22 protein-coding genes are annotated in these 20,172 nt (G+C 47.3%); 10 read left to right on the top strand and 12 right to left on the bottom strand.

The features are described from left to right. Positions 1 to 265 precede the first annotated feature (265 nt). From FIU82_RS10530 to FIU82_RS10505, 6 genes are all read left to right on the top strand, one after another. The gene (locus FIU82_RS10530) at positions 266 to 796 is read left to right on the top strand and encodes a hypothetical protein (RefSeq protein ID WP_152441035.1); all 531 of its coding nucleotides are present in this window, start codon (positions 266 to 268) and stop codon (positions 794 to 796) included. Between the two features lie 78 nt (positions 797 to 874). Beyond that, positions 875 to 1,363: a hypothetical protein gene (locus FIU82_RS10525; protein ID WP_152441034.1), complete on the top strand. Its 489-nt coding sequence runs from the start codon at positions 875 to 877 to the stop codon at positions 1,361 to 1,363. Positions 1,364 to 1,739: 376 nt separating this feature from the next. Next, positions 1,740 to 2,036, top strand: coding sequence for a hypothetical protein (locus FIU82_RS10520; protein ID WP_152441033.1), 297 nt, complete (start codon positions 1,740 to 1,742; stop codon positions 2,034 to 2,036). A gap of 224 nt (positions 2,037 to 2,260) precedes the next feature. Beyond that, positions 2,261 to 2,974 (top strand): fatty acid metabolism transcriptional regulator FadR, encoded by a 714-nt coding sequence (gene fadR, locus FIU82_RS10515; RefSeq protein ID WP_022945083.1) that lies wholly within the window; start codon positions 2,261 to 2,263, stop codon positions 2,972 to 2,974. Between the two features lie 280 nt (positions 2,975 to 3,254). Continuing rightward, positions 3,255 to 3,860 (top strand): peroxiredoxin, encoded by a 606-nt coding sequence (locus tag FIU82_RS10510; protein ID WP_022946413.1) that lies wholly within the window; start codon positions 3,255 to 3,257, stop codon positions 3,858 to 3,860. Positions 3,861 to 4,017: 157 nt separating this feature from the next. Next, positions 4,018 to 5,250, top strand: a complete 1,233-nt coding sequence (locus FIU82_RS10505; RefSeq protein ID WP_152441032.1) for an alkaline phosphatase family protein — start codon at positions 4,018 to 4,020, stop codon at positions 5,248 to 5,250. Positions 5,251 to 5,321: 71 nt separating this feature from the next. On the opposite strand, the gene FIU82_RS10500 is transcribed toward FIU82_RS10505, so the two are convergent. The 5 genes from FIU82_RS10500 to FIU82_RS10480 all read right to left on the bottom strand — a co-directional run bounded on the left by FIU82_RS10500 (position 5,322) and on the right by FIU82_RS10480 (position 9,588). Further along, complete coding sequence (locus FIU82_RS10500; RefSeq protein ID WP_152441031.1) at positions 5,322 to 7,094, bottom strand: DEAD/DEAH box helicase; 1,773 nt, start codon at positions 7,092 to 7,094, stop codon at positions 5,322 to 5,324. 304 nt (positions 7,095 to 7,398) lie between these two features. Next, positions 7,399 to 7,665 carry a GrxA family glutaredoxin gene (locus FIU82_RS10495; protein WP_022946410.1) on the bottom strand — a complete coding sequence of 89 codons (267 nt, stop codon included), beginning with the start codon at positions 7,663 to 7,665 and terminating at the stop codon, positions 7,399 to 7,401. A 101-nt stretch (positions 7,666 to 7,766) separates the two neighbouring features. Further along, the gene (locus FIU82_RS10490; RefSeq protein WP_022946409.1) at positions 7,767 to 8,045 is read right to left on the bottom strand and encodes a peptidylprolyl isomerase; all 279 of its coding nucleotides are present in this window, start codon (positions 8,043 to 8,045) and stop codon (positions 7,767 to 7,769) included. 9 nt (positions 8,046 to 8,054) lie between these two features. Next, a complete protein-coding gene (locus tag FIU82_RS10485; RefSeq protein ID WP_026111317.1) occupies positions 8,055 to 9,077 on the bottom strand; it encodes a galactose oxidase in 1,023 nt (340 codons plus the stop codon). 22 nt (positions 9,078 to 9,099) lie between these two features. After that, positions 9,100 to 9,588 carry a TlpA disulfide reductase family protein gene (locus FIU82_RS10480; protein WP_152441030.1) on the bottom strand — a complete coding sequence of 163 codons (489 nt, stop codon included), beginning with the start codon at positions 9,586 to 9,588 and terminating at the stop codon, positions 9,100 to 9,102. Positions 9,589 to 9,806: 218 nt separating this feature from the next. Between FIU82_RS10480 and FIU82_RS10475 the strand changes: the two genes are divergently transcribed. The 3 genes from FIU82_RS10475 to FIU82_RS10465 all read left to right on the top strand — a co-directional run bounded on the left by FIU82_RS10475 (position 9,807) and on the right by FIU82_RS10465 (position 11,148). Further along, positions 9,807 to 10,253 (top strand): Hsp20 family protein, encoded by a 447-nt coding sequence (locus FIU82_RS10475; RefSeq protein ID WP_022946406.1) that lies wholly within the window; start codon positions 9,807 to 9,809, stop codon positions 10,251 to 10,253. A 64-nt stretch (positions 10,254 to 10,317) separates the two neighbouring features. Next, the gene (locus FIU82_RS10470; protein WP_152441029.1) at positions 10,318 to 10,662 is read left to right on the top strand and encodes a Fis family transcriptional regulator; all 345 of its coding nucleotides are present in this window, start codon (positions 10,318 to 10,320) and stop codon (positions 10,660 to 10,662) included. A gap of 9 nt (positions 10,663 to 10,671) precedes the next feature. Beyond that, on the top strand, positions 10,672 to 11,148 hold the full coding sequence (locus FIU82_RS10465) for an NYN domain-containing protein (RefSeq protein WP_152441028.1): 477 nt from the start codon (positions 10,672 to 10,674) through the stop codon (positions 11,146 to 11,148). Here FIU82_RS10465 and FIU82_RS10460 read toward each other — a convergent pair. The 5 genes from FIU82_RS10460 to FIU82_RS10440 all read right to left on the bottom strand — a co-directional run bounded on the left by FIU82_RS10460 (position 11,134) and on the right by FIU82_RS10440 (position 16,816). After that, a complete protein-coding gene (locus tag FIU82_RS10460) occupies positions 11,134 to 11,649 on the bottom strand; it encodes a hypothetical protein (protein ID WP_152441027.1) in 516 nt (171 codons plus the stop codon). The genes FIU82_RS10465 and FIU82_RS10460 overlap by 15 nt on opposite strands. Beyond that, complete coding sequence (locus FIU82_RS10455; protein ID WP_152441026.1) at positions 11,646 to 12,833, bottom strand: peptidyl-prolyl cis-trans isomerase; 1,188 nt, start codon at positions 12,831 to 12,833, stop codon at positions 11,646 to 11,648. The genes FIU82_RS10460 and FIU82_RS10455 overlap by 4 nt, the downstream gene beginning before the upstream one ends. Then, positions 12,833 to 13,852 carry a phospholipase gene (locus tag FIU82_RS10450; RefSeq protein ID WP_138510617.1) on the bottom strand — a complete coding sequence of 340 codons (1,020 nt, stop codon included), beginning with the start codon at positions 13,850 to 13,852 and terminating at the stop codon, positions 12,833 to 12,835. Before FIU82_RS10450 ends, FIU82_RS10455 begins: the two co-directional genes overlap by 1 nt. 95 nt (positions 13,853 to 13,947) lie before the next feature. After that, the gene (locus FIU82_RS10445) at positions 13,948 to 15,504 is read right to left on the bottom strand and encodes a cryptochrome/photolyase family protein (protein WP_152441025.1); all 1,557 of its coding nucleotides are present in this window, start codon (positions 15,502 to 15,504) and stop codon (positions 13,948 to 13,950) included. Beyond that, a complete protein-coding gene (locus FIU82_RS10440; protein ID WP_152441024.1) occupies positions 15,497 to 16,816 on the bottom strand; it encodes a DASH family cryptochrome in 1,320 nt (439 codons plus the stop codon). The genes FIU82_RS10445 and FIU82_RS10440 overlap by 8 nt, the downstream gene beginning before the upstream one ends. Before the next feature lie 124 nt (positions 16,817 to 16,940). Between FIU82_RS10440 and FIU82_RS10435 the strand changes: the two genes are divergently transcribed. Then, positions 16,941 to 17,723 carry a DUF4124 domain-containing protein gene (locus FIU82_RS10435; RefSeq protein ID WP_152441023.1) on the top strand — a complete coding sequence of 261 codons (783 nt, stop codon included), beginning with the start codon at positions 16,941 to 16,943 and terminating at the stop codon, positions 17,721 to 17,723. Between the two features lie 71 nt (positions 17,724 to 17,794). Here the strand turns inward: FIU82_RS10435 and FIU82_RS10430 are convergent, their stop codons facing one another. Both FIU82_RS10430 and FIU82_RS10425 read right to left on the bottom strand, forming a co-directional pair. Then, positions 17,795 to 18,967: a type III PLP-dependent enzyme gene (locus FIU82_RS10430; protein WP_152441022.1), complete on the bottom strand. Its 1,173-nt coding sequence runs from the start codon at positions 18,965 to 18,967 to the stop codon at positions 17,795 to 17,797. A gap of 156 nt (positions 18,968 to 19,123) precedes the next feature. Continuing rightward, positions 19,124 to 20,119 carry a DUF4382 domain-containing protein gene (locus FIU82_RS10425; RefSeq protein ID WP_152441021.1) on the bottom strand — a complete coding sequence of 332 codons (996 nt, stop codon included), beginning with the start codon at positions 20,117 to 20,119 and terminating at the stop codon, positions 19,124 to 19,126. Positions 20,120 to 20,172 lie beyond the last annotated feature (53 nt).

Genomic DNA, 20,172 nt, shown 5'->3' with positions numbered 1-20,172 from the left:
TCGGATATTTCATATAGCCTGATGAATGTGTCAGACAATACCTTTTTACAAAAGCTCGCGGGCAGCCTTGAGTTAATAACGCCATTGTCTAGTTCTTCGTATTGGCCCTCTCATGGAAATAAGCACCGCGTGCGTGTATCAATAGATAGAATTACAACGTTTCTCGAGGCTGTGAGAACAACGGGCTGCAGGTGCGCGAAATACCTCCAGCTACCTTACTTTGCCCACAGTGAAGCGGAAAAAGGCATGATAGAGATAATATTAAATGAGGCAGACCCACAAACGAGGAAGTCGAAAATCACCTGTCAATGTACAGCTTGTGCTCAATACTATGTTGCGCATGAGTTCGACGCGGGATTTGGGCGCAGAGCTCAGTGGGAAAAGCTCGCAAAACTATGAAAAAGATGCCTGCTACTGTTATTCCAATTTAAGAATCGGCTCGGTTACCGTAGGGTTGTTTTTGAGAATTCATCACGCAAAGAGGAATACTTACTTGGAAACGGATCTTCAACAAAAATTGACAAATATTTTTAGCACCCGGCTGTTCAAGTTTAACGGGCTTCCCGAAAAAGTAATGTCAGAGCTTAATGCATTAATGCTTGAATATGGCGCAGAGCAATTACTGTTAGCCTGCCAAGCATTGCGACCTAAATTTGAGCAAAACGCCGACTTCACACGCGGAAGTAGAGGAAAATCTGGCTTAGGTGGTGAGTTTTATATGGCCACTGCAATAGAGCTCAAATACCTTCAGGAAGCTATGGTTTATATAAGAAGCAAAACCACCGGGGCATCATAACCATGTATTGTGGTGCTCTGCTATGAGGCTGGAGAATAAGCCAATTAGTTACGTAATGAAGAAAAGAAAGGGATGACTATGAATGATCTACTAAAGAAAAACTTGCCAGAATTTATAGATAAGTATGATGAATTATTAGAAATCGTCGATTATGGGGCAGATAGGTTTCAAAGGGACCTAGCTTTAAAAATGGTTTATGTTTTACTTGATGCTCGAAATTTTTATCGGGAACATAAGGGTGATATAAAGCTAGAGCTCGCGATCAACGCATTCAATTCTGATGAAATGCTTAAAAACATTAGAGACGATGTGTCGGAAAATACCGCTATTACTTATGACTACCGGTTCTCTCCAGTAGCGATGAAAATGTTTGCAGAGTTAGGCTACCTAAATCTTTCCACGCTTATTTATATACGAGATCGCCTGGCTCATGAAGTTCATAAGCACAGGAATGCTAATTCCATGGAAGCCTTTGTATATAACCTTCAGGGTAACTCCCTAAATTGCAGCGTTCTTAATGGCTGCATTGAAATTATGGAGAAAAGAGTTAACGGAGCGAATGCATAAATAGTGCTTGCCATCAAAGTAGATCCAAGTATGGCCGCATTCATATTATTTATTAACTGCGTGAAAGGTGATATCCGCGCTGAAAGCGAGTCTAAAAATTGAAGCTGTCGTATGCTGGTGGCGAGTGTGGTGACTTTGAAAACGTGCAAACACTGTGTATTAAAACAGTTTTAGCGCAGTCGCTCACATAGTCAAGAAAACGATCCAATTGCGTGCTTTTGTCGCAAGATAAAAACGATCAATAGCTATTTTTAATAATACTGGCAATGAGTTAACTAGTCTGTTAAGAATATATCATTCAGAAAAGTGAGCGGCAGCGTAGTAGAAAAACGCGCGGTTCGCTCGCTATAAACATGTTTTAAGCCTAAGGGAAGTAATGGTATTTATCATCCTGTTTGGAGTAGTAGCGATTAGCTTTATTGTGTTTAGCATCCAGATGGAAGCATACAAAGAAGCTGCGCATAAAGGTACAGAAGAACGGAAAAATAGGCTAGTTGAATACCTAAGCTACCAAGATCAGTATTGGGGTATGTTGTTTGGTAACCCTAAAAATTTCCCCCTGTACCATGAAGGTTTAGACAGTCATATTAAAAGGGTACGTATTTCATTGTTCGTAGCATTAGGATCGTTTTTTGGCTTATTCATATATATCATTGTTGCAAACGGCTTATAACAAGAGGCTATGGCGTCAATAGCTCTTTTTAAGCTTTTGACGCTTCCCACATTACCCCTTCTCTGAGCGTCGAATTTAAGATCTCACACTGTGTAAGAATCCCACCTTCGCTGTGTATGACCAAAACCGTGACTGGGCGAGTGTGCTTGTTAGTTGCTTCGCATCTGGTACAATCAGTATGTTAAGATCAATAATAATATTTTTAGTAGTGAAGTGGACGTTAGATGAGAATATTCAAAGCCAAAAGCCCAGCTGGATTTGCTGAGGAGTACATAGTTGAGTCCATCTGGAATGGCGAGTTTCCGCCTGGCTCAATTCTTCCAGCTGAGCGTGAGCTATCGGAACTGATTGGCGTCACTCGCACTACCTTGCGTGAGGTGTTACAACGCCTAGCCCGCGATGGCTGGCTGACCATTCAGCATGGCAAGCCCACGCGCGTGAACAACTTTTGGGAAACCTCAGGGTTGAACATTCTTGAGACCTTGGCCCGTCTTGATGAAGACAAAATGCCGGAGCTGACCGACCAGCTGCTTTCTGCGCGTACGAACATCAGCGCCATTTACATGCGCGCAGCAATTAAAATAGACCCAGAACGTGTAAAAGAAATTGTTGCAGATAGAGAAACTGTAGAAGACACAGCGCAGGCCTTCGCCGATTATGATTACCTTGTCCATCACCAGTTAGCTGGGGCAGGGAACAATAAAATCTATGTATTGATTTTAAATGGCTTTAAAGGTTTTTACTCTAAAATTGGCTGCCACTATTTCTCTGACCCGCGTACTCGTGAGTTGGCACGTCAGTTCTATTCAGACTTAGCCGAGCTGGCCGAGCAGCAAGACCATGATGGCGCAATCGCCCTGATGCGTCGCTACGGTCATAAGAGTGGCCAAATCTGGCAAGAAATTCGTGGCAATATGCCCGAAGACATCATGGATTAAATAGCTTAAAAGCCCGCGTAAGCGGGCTTTTTTGTGCCCAAGGCAAAGGCGTTGGTATCAATCAGTTTTATCGATGATAGCTATCGCTAAATGCGATTGTTCTTTTGCACACAGGGTCAGTACCATATTGCGCAGAATTAGGTGTAAGGTGAATTTTATGTGATGGGGTTGGTTTTTGCTTTTTTGTCACTATATTTACTTGCACATACATAAGACGCTTTGACGCATTTGCCGTCAAAGCCACTGTGTTAACGATAAACTCAAACTATTGGAGATTACAATGGGTGTATTAGTAGGCCGCAAGGCACCAGATTTCACAGCAGCTGCAGTGCTAGGTAACGGCGAGATCGTTGAAGACTACAACCTACACGAAAAAATCAAAGGAAAGAAAGCGGTTATCTTTTTCTACCCACTTGATTTCACATTCGTTTGTCCTTCTGAACTTATTGCTTTCGACAAGCGCTATGAAGAGTTTCAAAAGCGTGGTGTTGAAGTAATCGGTGTTTCTATCGATTCACAGTTCTCACACAACGCATGGCGTAACACTGCTGTTGCTGACGGCGGTATCGGTAAAGTTAAATATGACCTTGTTGCTGACGTGAAGCACGAAATTTGTCAAGCGTTCGACGTAGAGCACCCTGAAGCGGGCGTTGCTTTCCGTGGTTCTTTCCTAATCGACGAGGAAGGCACAGTACGTCACCAAGTAGTTAACGACCTACCTCTAGGCCGTAACATTGACGAGATGCTGCGCATGGTTGACGCTCTAGCGTTCCACAGCGAGCACGGTGAAGTATGTCCAGCTGGTTGGACTGAAGGTAAAAAAGGTATGGACGCAAGCCCTGAAGGTGTTGCTAAGTTCCTATCTGAAAACGAAGGCGACCTATAAGTCGACCCCAGGTTTCAAGAAAAACCGCGCTTTAGCGCGGTTTTTTTATGCCTGAAAACAGCTGTAAGCCTGTACTACAATAACTAAAATCGGTACCTTCATCATAACTTCATTCTTCTCAGCTAAGATTTTAGCTTTTATAACAAGGATATGTGACATGCGCGCAGTATTTTCTATGATGCTCATTCTATTTTGTAGTGGGGCGGCTCACGGCCAATCGGCTACTCAAAACCCCTCCACGGTGATCATTTCCATCGATGGTTTTCGTCATGACTACATTGAGCATTTCGATACCCCGGCGCTGGCTAAATTAAGCCGTCAAGGAGTGCGGGCGCTGCGCATGAAAACGGTTTATCCGAGCAAAACTTTCCCCAACCACATCAGCATCGCCACAGGTCTGCTACCCAGTCATCACGGTGTTGTGGGTAACCGTTTTTGTGATAAACAGCGGCAACAGTGCTATGCCATGGGCAAAGGGCAAGCCGATACCAGCTGGGTGTCGGGTACGCCACTGTGGAATTTAGCTGAGCTACAAGGGGTGAAAGCCGCTACCTATTACTGGCCAGAATCGGATGCGCGTTTCAATGGCCGCACTGCGTCTTACTTTTATCCGTATTCTAGCCATGGCAAGCAGTCCCATCGCGTAGAGCAAATCATTCAATGGCTTAAGTTACCCAAGCAGCAGCGCCCTAAACTCATTATGAGCTACTTTTCTGAGGTTGATAGCCTCGGCCACAAGTATGGGCCGAACGCGCCGCAAACCAAAGCAGGAGCCTTAGGAATCGATCGCCTTATTGGTGAGCTGTGGCGCAGAATAAATACCGAGTTAGACACCGAGGTGAACCTGATTGTGGTCTCTGATCATGGCATGAGCGAAGTAAACCCCGATGCCGGCATTCCTCTAGCATCGCTCAACATCGATGATGGGTTTAAAGTGATTAACTCTGGTACCCGGGTGGCTATTTATCAACATAAGGCGTCTACGCGCGCTTTACAGGCACTGCGAGAGCGACTGCACAAGCAGGCGGCGGATCAATATCAGGTAATGAGTAAGGAGCAACTGGCTCAATATGGTGTCACTATGGGGCCGAGGCAAGCTGATATTGTGCTGCAAACGCGCCCACCGGTTGTGTTTACGCAGCCTGATCATCATTATCTGGGCACCCATGGTTTTATCGATGATGACAATATGGACGCCGTGTTCTTAGCGGTGGGCCCAAGTTTCCACCAAGGAAAAACGCTGGCGCAGGTGCGTAATCTTGATATTTACCCTATGGTGGCACATATCCTCGGCTTAGAGATACTGACCCCCATCGACAGTGACGGCGCTACTTTGTGGCCAGCCTTGTTGTCACCGCCAAAGCGCGAACCTGACACGCGCAGCAACTAGGGGTTGTTGCTAGGCTGAAATCCAGGCACAAAAAAACCGCCATAACGGCGGTTTTTTATGTCATTTAAGGCTTATTGAAAGCTCACTGCTTTGCGCTCTTTACGCTGGCCACGGCCTTTAGCGTTAGGGTCGCGGAAACTACGCTTTTTGCCTTCACCTCGTGGTTCACGTGCCTCACGCGGTGCACGTGCTTCGCTTTGGCTAAGCGTCAGCTTCATAGGACGCTTGCAGATATACACTTTTTGGAAGTGCGCCAGCTTGTCCTCAGGCATGCCTTTTGGTAGCTCAACGGTACTATGAGCGTCAAATAAACGAATGTCGCCAATAAACTTGCTGGAGATATCCGCTTCATTAGCAATGGCACCGACGATATTTTTAACTTGTACACCGTGCTCGCGACCCACCTCAATACGGTACGTATCCATTGGTGTGTTAGCATCACGACGCTCGCGGCGAGGTTTATCACCGTCGCGACGACGATCGCCTTTGCGCTCACTGCGTTCACCACGCTCTGGACGTTCCTTCGCTTTGATTTCCTCGACCTTCAACGGCGACTGTTGCTGTGCCAGATAAAGTAGCGCGGCGGCTAAGTCACCTTGGCTCAATTGCAACTTGTTACCTAGAGTGTTGGCTACTTGCGCAAAGAACTCACTGTCTTTGTGCTCCAACGCAGCGGCTACTTTCTTCTCTAGGCCATCAATACGCTTTTGCTCAACGACTTTAGCGCTCGGCAGTTCTACCTGAGCGATGTCGCTCTTGGTGTGGCGCATGATGTTCTTAAGTAGGTAACGCTCATTGCCCTTAACGAACAAAATAGCTTTACCTTGACGACCTGCACGGCCAGTACGACCAATGCGGTGTACATAGGCTTCGCTGTCTTGTGGGATATCATAGTTAACCACAAGGCTGATGCGTTCAACATCTAGGCCTCGTGCTGCCACGTCGGTGGCAATAACAATATCAAGTAAACCATTTTTAAGGCGGTCAACGGTGCGCTCACGCGCCTGCTGGTTCATATCACCGTTTAATGGTGCGGCAGAGAAGCCTTCGCGCTCGAGGAGCTCAGCCAACTGCACAGTGTCGTTACGAGTACGCACAAATACAATGGCAGCATCAAAGTCTTCGGCTTCTAAAAAGCGCACAATGGCTTTGTTTTTGTGTACACGCGCTTGCCAGTAAACTTGCTCGATAGTGGATACTGTGCTGTTGCGTGGCGTAATACGCACTTGCTCTGCGTCTTGCAAATAGGTTTTGCAAATAGACTGAATCTGTTTTGGCATGGTCGCCGAGAACAAACAAGTTTGCTTGTCTTCTGGTGTTTGCGCCATGATGCTTTCCACATCATCGATAAAGCCCATGCGTAGCATTTCGTCGGCTTCATCCAACACCAATGCACTTAAGCGTGATAGGTCGATAGATTTACGACTGATGTGATCAAGTAGACGACCCGGAGTCGCGACAATGATTTGCGCACCGCGACGTAGGGCGCTGAGCTGAATACCGTAGCTTTGGCCGCCGTAAAGCGCGAGTACTTCTACGCCCTTAGTAAATTTTGCGTATTGCTCGAATGCTTCTGCAACCTGGATTGCGAGTTCACGGGTGGGAGTAAGCACAAGCACTTGCGGATATTTCGCATCCGCATCCAAGTTATTCAACAATGGTAAGGCAAAGGCGGCGGTTTTACCCGTGCCTGTTTGTGCCATTCCCAATACGTCCTTTTTGTCGAGTAAAAGAGGAATACATTGAGCTTGGATCTCGGAAGGAGTCTCATAACCCAATTCGCTCACTGCTTTTAAAGTAGCAGGAGAAAGGTGTAACGACTCAAAGGTGACTGGTTCTGACATTAAAACGCCTCAGGGAATTCAAAGAGGCGCGCATTGTACAGGAATGAAGCAGTAATTGCTTGTATAAATTACAACTATTTCCTATGTGCTTGGTTTTGTATGAAATTTAACCAGTGGTGTTCGTTGAACTTAGATTTAGTCACGGAGAAATCACGTAAATTTAACGGTTTAACGCGTGTGTACTAAGGATATTTTGTTGCTATAAATGCATTAAAAACTGACGGGCCAAAGAGAGTTTGTCAGCTCGAAAATGGCGCACAGGGGGCAAAAAAAAGCCGAGTATGATCCCGGCTTTTTTATGGTATTAGTCTTGGTATAGACCTAAATTTTCTTTCGCGTAAGCTTCGAACTCAGTGAACCCACCAATGTGCGCCTGATCGATAAAGATCTGCGGCACTGTTTCACATGGTTTGCCGGCTGATTTTTCTAAATCCGCTTTGCTGATCCCTTCTTTAACGATATCGATATAGCGGTATTTGAAATCATCGCGGCTTTGCGTCAGTTGCTCGGCAACATCTTTTGCGCGTACGCAGAAAGGGCACCCTTCACGGCCAAAAATAACAGTTAGCATAATTCTCTCCAGTGCAGTTAAAAACGTTAGGTTTGCAGTGTAGCGAGGTTCGTCACCGGGGTAAAATAAGCAAAAACGATTTCTATATTCGCTAAAAGCGATTAACTACGATAAACGGTTTTAATTAGGTGGTAACCAAACTTGGTTTTCACCGGCCCGTGTACTTCCAATAGCGGCTTTTTAAACACCACATCGTCAAAGGCTTTGACCATAGTGCCGCGCTGAAATTCACCCAAATCGCCGCCACGTTTTTTTGATGGACAGGTGGAGTATTGTTTCGCGAGTTTATTAAAGTCGCCGCCTTTGTCTAACTTGGCTTTGATAGCCAAGCACTCTTCTTTGCTCTTCACTAATATGTGATATGCACACGCTTTTGCCATAACTGCGTCCTAAAATGAATATCGATAAGGGGTGACCACGTCGAGCACCTTTTGCTTTTCGCCCATGCCGCCAATGCGATAGGCGGTGCCTTGGTGACTCAGTAAACCCCGGTGGTCCATGGTGCCCTGTTGGGCATGCTCTAAACGTTGCCAACGATTAGAATCAGTATCGAAACGCCATACCTGATTTGACGGCGAACTGGGTTTACCATTATAGCCGATACCGTTGTAGTTATAAGGGTTAGGGGAGCCCGCCATAAACACCAGCTGGCCATTGATTGTTCCCGCTGCCATACGATAATGACTCTTGCCGGTGGGGTGGCTAATCATACGCCAATCAATTTTTGTTGGCTTGTCGGGGTGGATGATCCCTTTAAAACACTGGGCTTTGCCATCGAAGCCTCGGCGTTTATCAATATAAGCAACGGTTTTTACGCCATCACACACCACCATGATATTACCTTTAATTGCACCGGCGTGACCAAATACTGGCTCGCCTAAAAAAGGCGACGCTTGTTGCCAAGTATTATTAGCAATATCATAGACTTGCACTAAGTTCACATTACCATCATTGTGCCAGCCACTGATCAAGTAGATAAACTTGTCTTGGTAATTCAACGCAACGCTATCATCGACAGGCACCGGCATATCGGCGAGGCGCTGGTAGCTGTTGGTTAGCACATCAAAACGATAGGCGTCGGGCGCTGAAATTTCACTGTGATCGTCGGCCACGGTATAGCCACCAAAAACATAAGCGTATGGACCGACTCCCACAGCAGTCGCCGCCAATCGGCCTTTTAATTCGGTACTGGCGGGAACACTTTTTTTGCCTTGCCATTGCCCCTGGCCAATTTTTAATGCCCACACTTTATTGTGCACGTCCTCGTGACTTTTCCCAGCACCTAACCCCATGAAGCTAATAAAATAAGGCCCTTGTTCCGTTGTCACTTGGGCGACCGCATTATTGGTCACTGGCTCGGGTAACGCTGGCAGGGTTTTTGTGGCCCACGTTGGCGCGCAGAGCATGCTCAGCGCCGCGACAAAGCAATGTCGTTTATTCATCTCTACCTCGGTATTTTATGCCTAATTCACTGGAGTAGCCCATAGAGCGGGCAGTTATGCGCAGTGATTCATCAATAACATAATAGGTTGGGAATGCAGATATTTTATATTGCTTGGCGGTTTGTGCGCTACCTAAAAGTACGGGCATGGATAAAGAGAGGTCAGCGACAAAATCTTGCACTTGTTGCTCACTTTGATAATCAAGGGCAATGGCCACAGCGTTAATATCGCCATCATCCATTGCCGATTGTAAGTTAGGCATGGATACCTTGCAGATAGAGCACCATGGCGCAAAAAAGTATACCACGGTGGTTTGCCCTTGGAGTTCTTTGATGCTGTATCGCCCCTGTTCATTGAGTTGTGTTAAGGCAAAGTAAGGCGCGGGGGTGTGATCGGTACTGAGCAGATTGCGCTGTTGAAATGCGCTGACAGCAAAGAAAACGATCGCAATAACAATAATCTGCAATAAAATTTTTTTCATATTTAACTTAAAATTCATAGGCTTAATAAATTAGACCGGATAGTGGCAGAAAAAATTTTGCATCTTTTTCTTGAAAATAAAGACGCTGTCCATACATCAGTTAGTGAGGACGCCGGAAAGGGTCCCAAACTAAGTAAACTTATTGATTTAAAACGTAAATGTTACTTGTTCATCGTGAAAAGTAGCAACTAATATCGCTTAATTATGAGGATATCATTATGCGTACAGTAGATTTATCACCACTATATCGTTCATTCATCGGTTTTGACCACCTTGCATCACTTATGGATGCGGCGGCACGCACCGATAAACAGCCAAGCTACCCACCTTACAACATCGAGGCATTGGGTAAAGACCAGTATCGTATCACCATGGCGGTGGCTGGATTCAGCGAAGATGAGCTGAGTATTGAGTCAGAGAACAATACTCTGAAAGTCGCCGGTATTAAGGCTGACAAAGACGACAAGCAAGAGCGAAAATTCATTCATCAAGGTATTGCTGAGCGCAACTTCGAACGTAAGTTCCAGCTTGGCGACCATGTTAAAGTGCTCGGCGCAGGGCTTGAAAACGGGCTCCTAGTCATTGACTTAGAGCGAGAGATCCCTGAAGCCTTGAAGCCACGTAAAATTGAAATAGGCTCTGGCAATTTGCTTGAGAGCAAATAATTTCTAGTCATTCTCCCTGTGTTTACGCCGCCCAACCGGGCGGCGTTTTTGTGTGGATAAACCGATGCGTAAAACTGATAAGAAAAAAGACAATACACTGCGCAAAGCGCTGACTCGCTTTTGTAATGTACATTGTGAGCCGTTGTCAGGTTTTGAGTGGCTGACCCACGTTATTGATTGGCAGCGAGCCGACAACATCAAAGTGATTGTGGTGTTCACCACCGATGAACAGTTACGTTCCTTTTTAGGCTCACAAATGCGCCCGCAATTGGAAGCGCAGTTGATGGCGGTGCTCAAGGCCGAGGACTTAGCTATGCACAACCCGAAAAAACAGATAGTCTACGACACTGAACAGCAGTGCAAAGTAGGCCACAATGGTAACTGGGCACGGCGATTAAGCCACCTTTAGAGAGGATCTATGCCTACAGCGGCCATTTTTGTAGATGTACAAAATATTTATTACACCTGCCGTGAGAGTTTTGCGCGCAATTTTGACTACAACGCCTTTTGGCGCGAGGTAAGCGCTAAGTACGAAATAGTCACCGCCATCGCTTATGCCATTGATCGTGGCGATAGCAAACAACGAGAATTCCAAAATATCCTCCGAGCCATTGGCTTTGAGGTCAAGCTGAAACCCTATATTCAGCGTGCTGATGGTTCGGCTAAAGGCGATTGGGATGTGGGTATCACCCTTGATGCTATGGAGCATGGAACGCAAACGGATACCACCATTTTACTCTCTGGTGACGGTGATTTCGATATGCTCGTCGCCAAACTACGTCATGAACGTAATAAGCGTGTCGAAGTGTACAGTTGTGCACCGTTGACGGCGACATCTTTGATCAATGCCGCCAGCCATTTCTGCGCTATAGACGATACGCTATTGTTGGGCTAACTGCTCTTCCAACTGTTGTTTGGCTTGCTCTAAGGCGGCAATTTTATCCCGAGCAAACTGCAGCTGTTCCGGCGAGATGCCTTCTCGCTCTCCCCGCGCTAGCCACGTTTTAAGGAGCGCGACTTTATCTTTTGCGGCACTGATATAGGCGCGTTTAAAGTCGTTGTGCTGGCGCTGTTGGTAGCGCTGATAAGCTTGGTGATCGTGCAAATCCCCCTGATAAGCGTCGGCTTGTTGCCGGTCTTTGGCGATAGGAGGCACATATTCCGGCTCTGTGATAGGCGCTTGAGCGCCTATCTGTTTAGGGGGGTCAACGGCTAGCGAATACTGTGTTTTACTCTGGCGAGCAGAGACCGCCTCTTCGGCTGCCACTGCGGGGGTATCACGCACTGACAGCAAGGTGGGCGAGTCGCTGCGGGCTTTGATAGCCCCAACATCGGCGCTCAAATACCAGGCTAGAGCGCCTATGAGCAGTATTAAAAGCACTGTGACTCGTTTCATCCGGCTGCCTCCATGTGCGCGCGCCACGCCTTAAATTGTGCTTCATAGTTCCGCTGTGCCTGCTCCTTAGCGAGTGCCTCAATGGCTTGGTAACGCACCGTTTCACTGTTTTTAGCATAGTATTCATAGGCTTTTTCCGTGCTCATTAGTACTAGCCACTTGTTTGCAGGCGTGCGTACTGGGCGCGATAAGGTATCTGTTGGCAACGTGAATGCCAGTTGCTTGGCAAATACCGGGGCGCTGTCGTTATCGCGACTTAATACGCTATTTTGTTTGCCGAATACGTTTTCTTTGTCGCCCATTGCGCTAATAAAACCCTGACTTTTGGCTTGTTGATAGAACTTTTGCGCTTGCTCATGCTGATCAAACTGAACACCGTAAGCTCGTACTTTGGCAATATAGCGAAAGCGCTCGCGGTGACGCTCATAATAGGCAACGATATCTTGCTCTTTGATGTCCTGTTTGAGGCGCTCCAGCTCACCGCTGCTGCCGTGCATGGTTTGTTGTACGCCGAGCTCGGTTAATAGGCTAGGGCGAAGAATATCTGCCAAAGCGATGTCTTGTAGGCGCTCAAGGCTGAGCTGATGGCTCTTGAGCAGAGGGCTCACCAATAGGGCGCTTTGACGAAATCGATGCCAACGTTGCAACTCGCTGTGAAATACGGACATGTCACCTTGATGCAACTTATATTTTATCTGCATCGACATGCTCTGGTAAAAATCTGCCATGTTCAAGGTGTTGGATAATGCCGTGGCATCCAGTAGCTTGATGCCTGCGAGCTTATTCACAGTGGCGCCCTCAAGAGCACCATCGGCCGGGTAGTTCCCCAGTGTGCGGAGTAACCAATCATCATTGTAAGCAGGGTTAAGCGCCAACGGCGCTATGGCATTGTCGTCTAACCAGCCTTGAGCCTGCCAAGCGCTCAGTAAGTAGCGGCGCACATGATAGTGATTGTTGAAGCCCACGGTAGCTTGGCGAACCACTAATGATGGAAAACGCTGATGTGCTTGGTGTAGCAAAAAAGCATTCTCCACCAACCTTTGACGGGTGTGCGCCGCTAAATCGGCACTGTGTTGTTGGTATACAGTGCGCATAAAGCGCACTTCAGCATTGCTCGGCAGTTGCGAGAATGACGAAAAAGATAGGCCAATAAGGCCTATCCAGATAACAATCCTGAACCCCATTAACGCTGCTCCATGGCATGGTTAAGCAGGTGCACGACCATGGCAATAGCATGAGGAATAACGAGGCGTCCGGTGTTGACCCGATCGTAGTGATCTTCAGAGTTAAGTACGATGCCGCCTTGAGCGTAACTAAACGCTCCCCCTTGCGTGAGGAGTGGGCGAATATCTTGTTGTTGTGGGTCAAGGGCGCTAAAGCTATCCATGGCATCACGCACTAAGCTCATATCATTGAGCTGCTCTTGGTCATAGTAATCTTTTACCCAACCCTCCCAACTAGAATGGTTAAGTGCTGAGGTTGTCCAGGTATGGTGTGGTTGCAATAAGTCTGTGGTGTGAAAGACAAATCCCAGCACCTGTGGGTTGCCGCTTTGCAGGTAGCTTTGATACCAGTACTGGCCCAAGTTATCTAAAGGTTGGAAGGGCATATCCTCAAAGTCATCGTACATGCTGTATTGTGAGTGGCTACCGATACGGTAGTTGCGCTCGGTGACGCCATAGCTGTTGTATTTGCTACTGTCGGCATTGAACCAACCGGTCTCACCACCTTGACCATCATCGAGGTAGTCTCCCTTGAGCCATGTGGCGGCTAGTTTATCAACATCGCCCCAGACCGTGAGCTTTTGATAATTGTAGCCACCAAAATCATTGCCGTGCACGTCGGCACCTTGACTGTGATTTTGAAAGTGCCAATAACTGGTGTATTTAACGATGCTTTTCGCAGCACCCCAAAGTGGCGCTTGAACGCACGACCCGGTTATTGCACCGCAAAAGAAGGTATCTTCAAAGTCATCCACATCATAAGCTGACTGGCCCAGTAAATCGGCGAGAATGTCCACCGACATATTGTTTTGTTGTGCATACTGCTCAAGCTCAGCATAGGCTGTGGTATTCGGATTCTGCTGCATATAAGCAACGGCATCGATAACGATACGCTTATGGGTCTCTTGGCTAAAAGCATGTGCTTGGCTGGTGGCCGCACTTGCTATCAGCAGTGCGGCGATAAGGTGTTGTTTTTTCATAATGTTCCCGTTTTTTAAATGGTAAGTGTATTAAAATGGGAACGTCTTACATTGAGGTTACATAAAAGTTAATTATTTGATCTATTTTTATGTCTTTATAATTTCTCCACATTATCGATGCACCACTGCGCTCGTTCTAACACCTGCTGTTGCTGGCGTTTATCTTGTTTATCCCAATTTCGGTAGATCATGCCGATGCGGTGATTATTCCCGAAGCGCTCGCGGTGGCGAACCATAAAGTGCCAGTAAAGACTGTTAAATGGGCATGCCTGCTCGCCTACTTTTTCGCGAACGTTATAGTGGCAGTGTTTGCAGTAATCACTCATTTTGTTGATGTAGTTGCCACCACTGCTGTAAGGTTTGGTGGCAATAATGCCGCCGTCGGCAAATTGGCTCATGCCCCGAGTGTTGGGCATTTCCACCCATTCAATGGCGTCTACATAAATACCTAAGTACCAGGCATCGACGGCATCGGGGTCAACGCCAAGTAGTAGGCAAAAATTGCCGGTGATCATTAAGCGCTGAATATGGTGGGCGTAGGCATAATCAAGGCTTTGGCTAATAGCGTGGCTAAGACAGGCCATATTGGTTTTTCCATGCCAGAAAAACTCCGGCAGTGGCGCCGAGGCCTCTAGAGTATTTAACGAGCTATATTTGGGCATGTTAGCCCAATAAATCCCACGCACATACTCACGCCAACCGAGGATTTGTCGAATAAAGCCTTCTACCTGAGCTAGGTTTATGGCGCCATCACTTTGCTCATAGGCCGAAGTGGCCGCGTTGACCACTTGCTTGGGGTGCAGCATTTTACTGTTTAGCGCGAATGATAACCGGCTGTGATAAAGGCTCCACTGGCTGTCACTTTGACAGGTCATGGCATCTTGGAAGGTACCAAAACAAGGCAGTAAGTGGTCACAAAAATAGCGCAGTAATTGCTTAGCCTGTTTGCGGCTCACAGGCCATAATAACCTGTCACTGCCTTGGCCTATAGTACTTACCTTATGGCGGGTGATGCGCTCTTTGATGCTACGCACATCGTTGTCAAAGCACAGTGGCTGAGGCAGTTCGGCGAGGTCTTGCTGGTTTAGCTTATTGCGATTTTCTTTATCAAAATTCCACCGCTCCCCCAAAGGCTTGTCGCCCTGCATCAACACCTTAAAGCGTCGGCGCATTTTACGATAAAACTGCTCCATAGTGTGATGGGTATCGGCCTGAAAGTAATCGCTTAGCTCATTAAAGCCCAACAAGAAGTGCTCACTATCATAGGCATTCAAGGTGATGTCTGCACCGAGGTTTAAGTCGCGCAGTTGCTCATATAAGCGATATTCATCAGGCAGTTGGTAGCTGAGGGTATTGGCACTAAAGCGCTTCACCTGCGCCTTGAGTAGGTGCGCTAAATCATCGTAACCCTGTGTATCATCGAGAGTCAGGTGAAGAACACGGTGCCCAGCTAATTCCAGGGCTTCGGCAAAGCGAGCCATGGCAGCGAAAAAAGCACACACTTTTTGAATATGATGCTGGGTATACTGCATTTCTTGGTGTAGCTCAGCAATGATATACAGTACATCGTCGCACTTATGATCAAACCAGCTATGCTGCGCATTTAACTGATCGCCGAGAATAAGGCGGATTTCTTTGTAGTTTTCACTCATGAGTCACCCCTTGTTGGGGCCAGCCGGTGTAATCTTGATAGTCGATGTCGCTTTGGCTTGCTTCGCCTTGCCAACGGCTAATAAACTCGCCATCGGGATCAAATTGCTGTTGCTGTTTCGCTAGATTGAAATGACGGCCACCACGAGGGTCGGCGCCTACGCCCGCGATATATTGCCAATTGCCATAGTTGCTGGCGCTGTCGTAATCAATCAACATGCGTTCAAAATAGGCGGCGCCATAACGCCAATCGAGATTGAGCTCGTTGACAAAGCAGCTAGCAACAATTTGTCTGCCCCGATTGGACATCCAGCCGGTGGTATTAAGTTCATGCATCAGGGCATTAACCAACGCATAGGGGGTGTTGCCTTGGCACCACGCTTGGTAGCGCTGAGCGTAAAAGCTGGTTTGTGGCTTAGCGCTATTGGCGCCTGCAAAATAGTATAATTGCTTACCTTGTTTTATAGCCAGCCACTGAAAGTACTCGCGCCACAATAGTTCAAAGTAAATCCAGTACGTTGATTCGTTGGCACCGTGCTGTGCTTCATAGTTACGCAATTTGCTTAGCATCAGGCGTGCACTTAAAGCGCCGTTTGCTAACCAAGGTGACAGTGCCGTCGAAAAGTGCTGACCTTGAAGCGCGTTGCGCGTTTCTTTATAGCGACTGGGTGCATCCGTAGCAAAATAGTTCTCAAGCGCTTGCGCAGCGCTTTGTGCAAACCAAGGCGTGAGTACAGAGGTGGATGCATCACCTTGGACATAAAGGTTTTGCCTAACGGGGACGCTAGGAGCAAGCTGTGTTGGCGCTGCAAGCGGTTCATCGGCACTTAGCTCAGACTCAATGGCTTTGCGGAATTGACTAAAGGTGCTAGGTAACTCATCCACAGGGCCTGGGAGTTGTGCCAAGGTGAACAGCGTATGATCATGATCTTGAATCAGCTCAATAGCGTTGTAGCGCTCTTTAATATGAGCGATAGCCATTCGCTCATCCCAGCCATGCTGATGCCCTACGCCTAGGTGAGTGATGTCATGAACGCCTACCAGTTCGTCGAGTGTCTTAAGATTATCAATGCAGCACAGTGAGTGATGATAAGGCGCTAGCGCTTGGCTCAGGTGGTGTAGTGTTTGCTCAATAAATACAGTGCGCGCAGGCCCTTGCTCGCGAGCATTGTAAATGGCGCGCGATGGCACAGTGAGTGTGTGCAACGGACAATACGCCAATATAAGCCGATCAACTTGTGAAGATAATCGCCTAAGTGTCTGATTGTCTTCTAATCTCAGATCGTGATAAAAAAGATAGAGCCCCGTTTTCATGGTGCACCTCGGTTATTACGAATACCGCTGTGGTACGTTTGAACGCCGCACATGGATCCTTCGCATGTGGCTATGCATCAGCTAGACTTGAGATAGGTACGCGCTCTGGCGCTTAGGAGAAAAAATGATTCGCTTGTTTGTTATAACCGTGTTTACCGCCGCTTTACCGGTGAGTGCTGGCACCACAGTATATCAATGCACCAAAAATGGCACTGTAGAATTTTCGCAGCTCCCTTGCTCTAAGGACGCCAAGCCAGTGGTGGTTAATACCATTGCCGCCGACACTTCAAGCGCAGATAAGCCGCAAAGCGACAGTGATATTGAGGGGTATATACGCAATCAGCAGGCGGATAAAGAAATTGCCCAGCACCGCGATAAAATAGAGACTTACACACGCCAAATGCAAGAAGAAATTGCGCGCTTGAAAGATCAGTCAGATGCCCAAGTAAATAACCTCACTGGAGCTGAAAAAGACCAAGCCATTGCCAAAGAAATGGAGGCGGTGAGTAAGCGTTATCAAGCGTTGATCGATCGGGAACAAATGCATATTGACCGTTTGCTGGCCCAAAAAGAGATCTTTAAAGACAGTGCAGCAAATGCCCCAGACAGCATCGACAGTTTTATTCGCTTGCAGCAAATTGACCGCGATATGCGCCAGCATCTGGATAAAATTGACACCTATCACACGCGTTTAGACAATGAATTAGAAGCGCTGCAAGGGGAAGCGGCGCAAGCTCCGGATAACCTCGTTGATGCTACTTATGACAATGCCTTGTCGCAACGTATGTCAGCAGTAACGGCTAAGTACACCACCTTGATTGATGTTGAACAAAAAGGGTTAGCGCGCCTATCTCAAGAGCGCGCCGAATTAATGCAAAAAGCCAAGGAAAACAAAGACACGAACTGATTTCCACCAGCGCGATTCTGAGACTCGCGCTGGTAGAGTAAGGTTAGCTTTTGAACTTCAGCTCTAGAGGGCTAACCCAATTGCGCCATGCTCACTGCACTATCGACACTAATAACAGGCGCTTTGGCGAAGAAATTAAAATCAGTGCTCGTTGTCCATGTGTAAGCGCCCATATTAGCGGTAAATACTCGCTCACCATCCTGCAGTTGCGCCATATTCACATGCTCTGTAATGACATCTATGCTATCGCAGGTTGGCCCCGCTAAAACACACGGCTGCTCTGGGGCTTGGTGCAAAGTGTAAAAGCGTTGTGCAGGCTCGCCGTACACGCGGCCGCTAAACGCACCATATACGCCATCATCCATATAATACCAAGGCTTACCGCCGCGCAGGCTTTGGCCCATTACACTCATTACGTGCACCATGGCCGAGGCAACAATATAACGACCAGGTTCTGCAATAAAATGGGTGGTTTGCGGCCACTGCGCCAACGCTTCGCGAATGGGTGCACAATAGCTATCGATATCAATGTTGTCGTTTTGATAACTCACCGGAAAGCCACCGCCAATATCCAATGTATTCATGGCAGGCAAACCCGCGCGTCGAGCTAATTCAAAGACTTCTTTACATTGCTCTATTGCTGCCACGTATTTATGAGGATCGCGTGTTTGTGAGCCTACATGGAATGACAGCCCACGCACGCGAATACCCATGCTATGAGCTTGGTGCAACAATGGCAAAGCTTGCGCTGGTGTTACGCCAAACTTTTTCGACAAATCAGCAGCCGCATCTTCATTTAAGAAGCTTAAGCGCAGTAACAGCTCAACCTCATGGTTATAAGGCGCAAACTTATGTAACTCATTGGCACAGTCGAATACAAAGGTATTGCACCCATAAGCCAAGGCATGCTCAATATCTGCCACGCGCTTGACCGGGTGAGTGTGAATGGTTTTACTTGCTGGCACAGCACACTGAGCCACCACATCCACTTCACCATTGGTCGCAAGGTCAAAACTGCCGCCCAGCGCGTCTAAGGCGCGTACCACATCTGCATGAGGTAGGGGCTTTAGAGCATAGTGTAAAGTCACCCCCGGAAGCGCAGCATGAAGTGCTAGGTAGTTTTCGCGAACACGGTCAATATCCAGCACCAGTAAAGGGGTACCGTATTGATTGGCAAGTTGGTCGGCTTGTACGAATTGCTCGGTAAATGAGTGAGCAGGAGCTCGCAAAGAAGAAACAGACATAATAACTCCAAAATTGAATTTGGATAGTTACTCTTCGCCTTGGCTGGAGGGCTGTACTAGGATTGGCTATCGAATTAAAGTGGCGCAATAATAGTTAAATTATCGCGCCATGCAAGCAAAAATTTAAAATATTTTTAGTCTTTAATTTTCAATAGCTTATTGGGCTATGTCAAAGGTAACTTGAGCGTCTTCACCGCTTGTCACCGTGACTGTCTGTTGCTGATACAGCGTAAACGACTCATCGAGGATTTCGGCGTCATCAATGTGTGCAGCACAAGTGTAGGCTAGCTGATATTCACCTGGAGCGACAAAGCCGATTTCGAACTCATAACGTTCATCTTCCTCATCGTAGCTTACGCCACCGGTCGCGATAGGCGCATCAGCCGCAACCGTTTCGCCATCAAGGTACAAATCTTTAGGCTCACTGACATCGCTATTATAGAGATATACGGCATGACCAAACCCCCCGGTGGCAGGCGCGATATCTGCATTGTCAGTTTCGCAGTTTTGTACCAACTGCTGGCTAACTACACCCTCGATATCTTCCACTTGGGCAAGGTTTTCTAGGCGAATTCCTGTGGGTTTAAGCTTAACTTCGTTACTGTTACTTGGGTTGACCAAAGATTTTTTCAGGTCAAACTCAAGCACGAAGTCGTTGTCACCACTGACTAAAGTGAAGTCATTAATTTGAATTTCACCGATGCCGTCATTGCCCTTACGGGTGATAACAAGTGGCACGACAGTGTCATCGTTATAAACCAGATGTGAAGTCATCTCGATATTGGCCATATCGCCATTGACTATATCAGCGCGCAGCCATGCATAGTCACCGGCAGCAACAAGCTCATCATCGATAAGCGCAAACACATCATCACCAGTGTAGTCCAGTAAGTTTACCATCACGGGTTGATCTGGGTTCTCTGCAGAGCGGGTCTCAAAGGTTGGCATCTCACCATCGCCCGCGTTCAAGGTAATGCTGTCAAAGGCAACCCACACTGCTTTAACGTTACTTACTGGCGCATCAGATACGCCTAACGAGAACTCTGCTTGTGTCGGCTCTGGGTTGGTGATGTTGTCGTCATTATCGTCCGAACCCCCACAGCCGTTAAGTAAAACGGTGCTAATTGCACTCGCAAGAATCAGTTTATTCATTAAATGTACTCCGCCAGATTGCCCACTTATCGAGCGTAGCAAAGTTACCTGAA

Source organism: Pseudoalteromonas sp. THAF3 (assembly GCF_009363775.1).
Taxonomy (GTDB): domain Bacteria; phylum Pseudomonadota; class Gammaproteobacteria; order Enterobacterales; family Alteromonadaceae; genus Pseudoalteromonas; species Pseudoalteromonas ruthenica.
The sequence above is the reverse complement of the archived record's forward strand: the minus strand, read 5'-3'. Positions and strand labels throughout refer to the sequence as shown.

Coding starts and splice junctions, on each gene's coding strand:
- FIU82_RS10480 (WP_152441030.1), bottom strand. CDS start 9,588: ATGAAAAAAATTTTATTGCAGATTATTGTTATTGCGATCGTTTTCTTT.
- FIU82_RS10470 (WP_152441029.1), top strand. CDS start 10,318: ATGCGTAAAACTGATAAGAAAAAAGACAATACACTGCGCAAAGCGCTG.
- FIU82_RS10425 (WP_152441021.1), bottom strand. CDS start 20,119: ATGAATAAACTGATTCTTGCGAGTGCAATTAGCACCGTTTTACTTAAC.
- FIU82_RS10525 (WP_152441034.1), top strand. CDS start 875: ATGAATGATCTACTAAAGAAAAACTTGCCAGAATTTATAGATAAGTAT.
- FIU82_RS10460 (WP_152441027.1), bottom strand. CDS start 11,649: ATGAAACGAGTCACAGTGCTTTTAATACTGCTCATAGGCGCTCTAGCC.
- FIU82_RS10465 (WP_152441028.1), top strand. CDS start 10,672: ATGCCTACAGCGGCCATTTTTGTAGATGTACAAAATATTTATTACACC.
- FIU82_RS10510 (WP_022946413.1), top strand. CDS start 3,255: ATGGGTGTATTAGTAGGCCGCAAGGCACCAGATTTCACAGCAGCTGCA.
- FIU82_RS10520 (WP_152441033.1), top strand. CDS start 1,740: ATGGTATTTATCATCCTGTTTGGAGTAGTAGCGATTAGCTTTATTGTG.
- FIU82_RS10440 (WP_152441024.1), bottom strand. CDS start 16,816: ATGAAAACGGGGCTCTATCTTTTTTATCACGATCTGAGATTAGAAGAC.
- FIU82_RS10505 (WP_152441032.1), top strand. CDS start 4,018: ATGCGCGCAGTATTTTCTATGATGCTCATTCTATTTTGTAGTGGGGCG.
- FIU82_RS10430 (WP_152441022.1), bottom strand. CDS start 18,967: ATGTCTGTTTCTTCTTTGCGAGCTCCTGCTCACTCATTTACCGAGCAA.
- FIU82_RS10435 (WP_152441023.1), top strand. CDS start 16,941: ATGATTCGCTTGTTTGTTATAACCGTGTTTACCGCCGCTTTACCGGTG.
- FIU82_RS10455 (WP_152441026.1), bottom strand. CDS start 12,833: ATGGGGTTCAGGATTGTTATCTGGATAGGCCTTATTGGCCTATCTTTT.
- fadR (WP_022945083.1), top strand. CDS start 2,261: ATGAGAATATTCAAAGCCAAAAGCCCAGCTGGATTTGCTGAGGAGTAC.
- FIU82_RS10475 (WP_022946406.1), top strand. CDS start 9,807: ATGCGTACAGTAGATTTATCACCACTATATCGTTCATTCATCGGTTTT.
- FIU82_RS10495 (WP_022946410.1), bottom strand. CDS start 7,665: ATGCTAACTGTTATTTTTGGCCGTGAAGGGTGCCCTTTCTGCGTACGC.
- FIU82_RS10450 (WP_138510617.1), bottom strand. CDS start 13,852: ATGAAAAAACAACACCTTATCGCCGCACTGCTGATAGCAAGTGCGGCC.
- FIU82_RS10530 (WP_152441035.1), top strand. CDS start 266: ATGAGGCAGACCCACAAACGAGGAAGTCGAAAATCACCTGTCAATGTA.
- FIU82_RS10445 (WP_152441025.1), bottom strand. CDS start 15,504: ATGAGTGAAAACTACAAAGAAATCCGCCTTATTCTCGGCGATCAGTTA.
- FIU82_RS10500 (WP_152441031.1), bottom strand. CDS start 7,094: ATGTCAGAACCAGTCACCTTTGAGTCGTTACACCTTTCTCCTGCTACT.
- FIU82_RS10490 (WP_022946409.1), bottom strand. CDS start 8,045: ATGGCAAAAGCGTGTGCATATCACATATTAGTGAAGAGCAAAGAAGAG.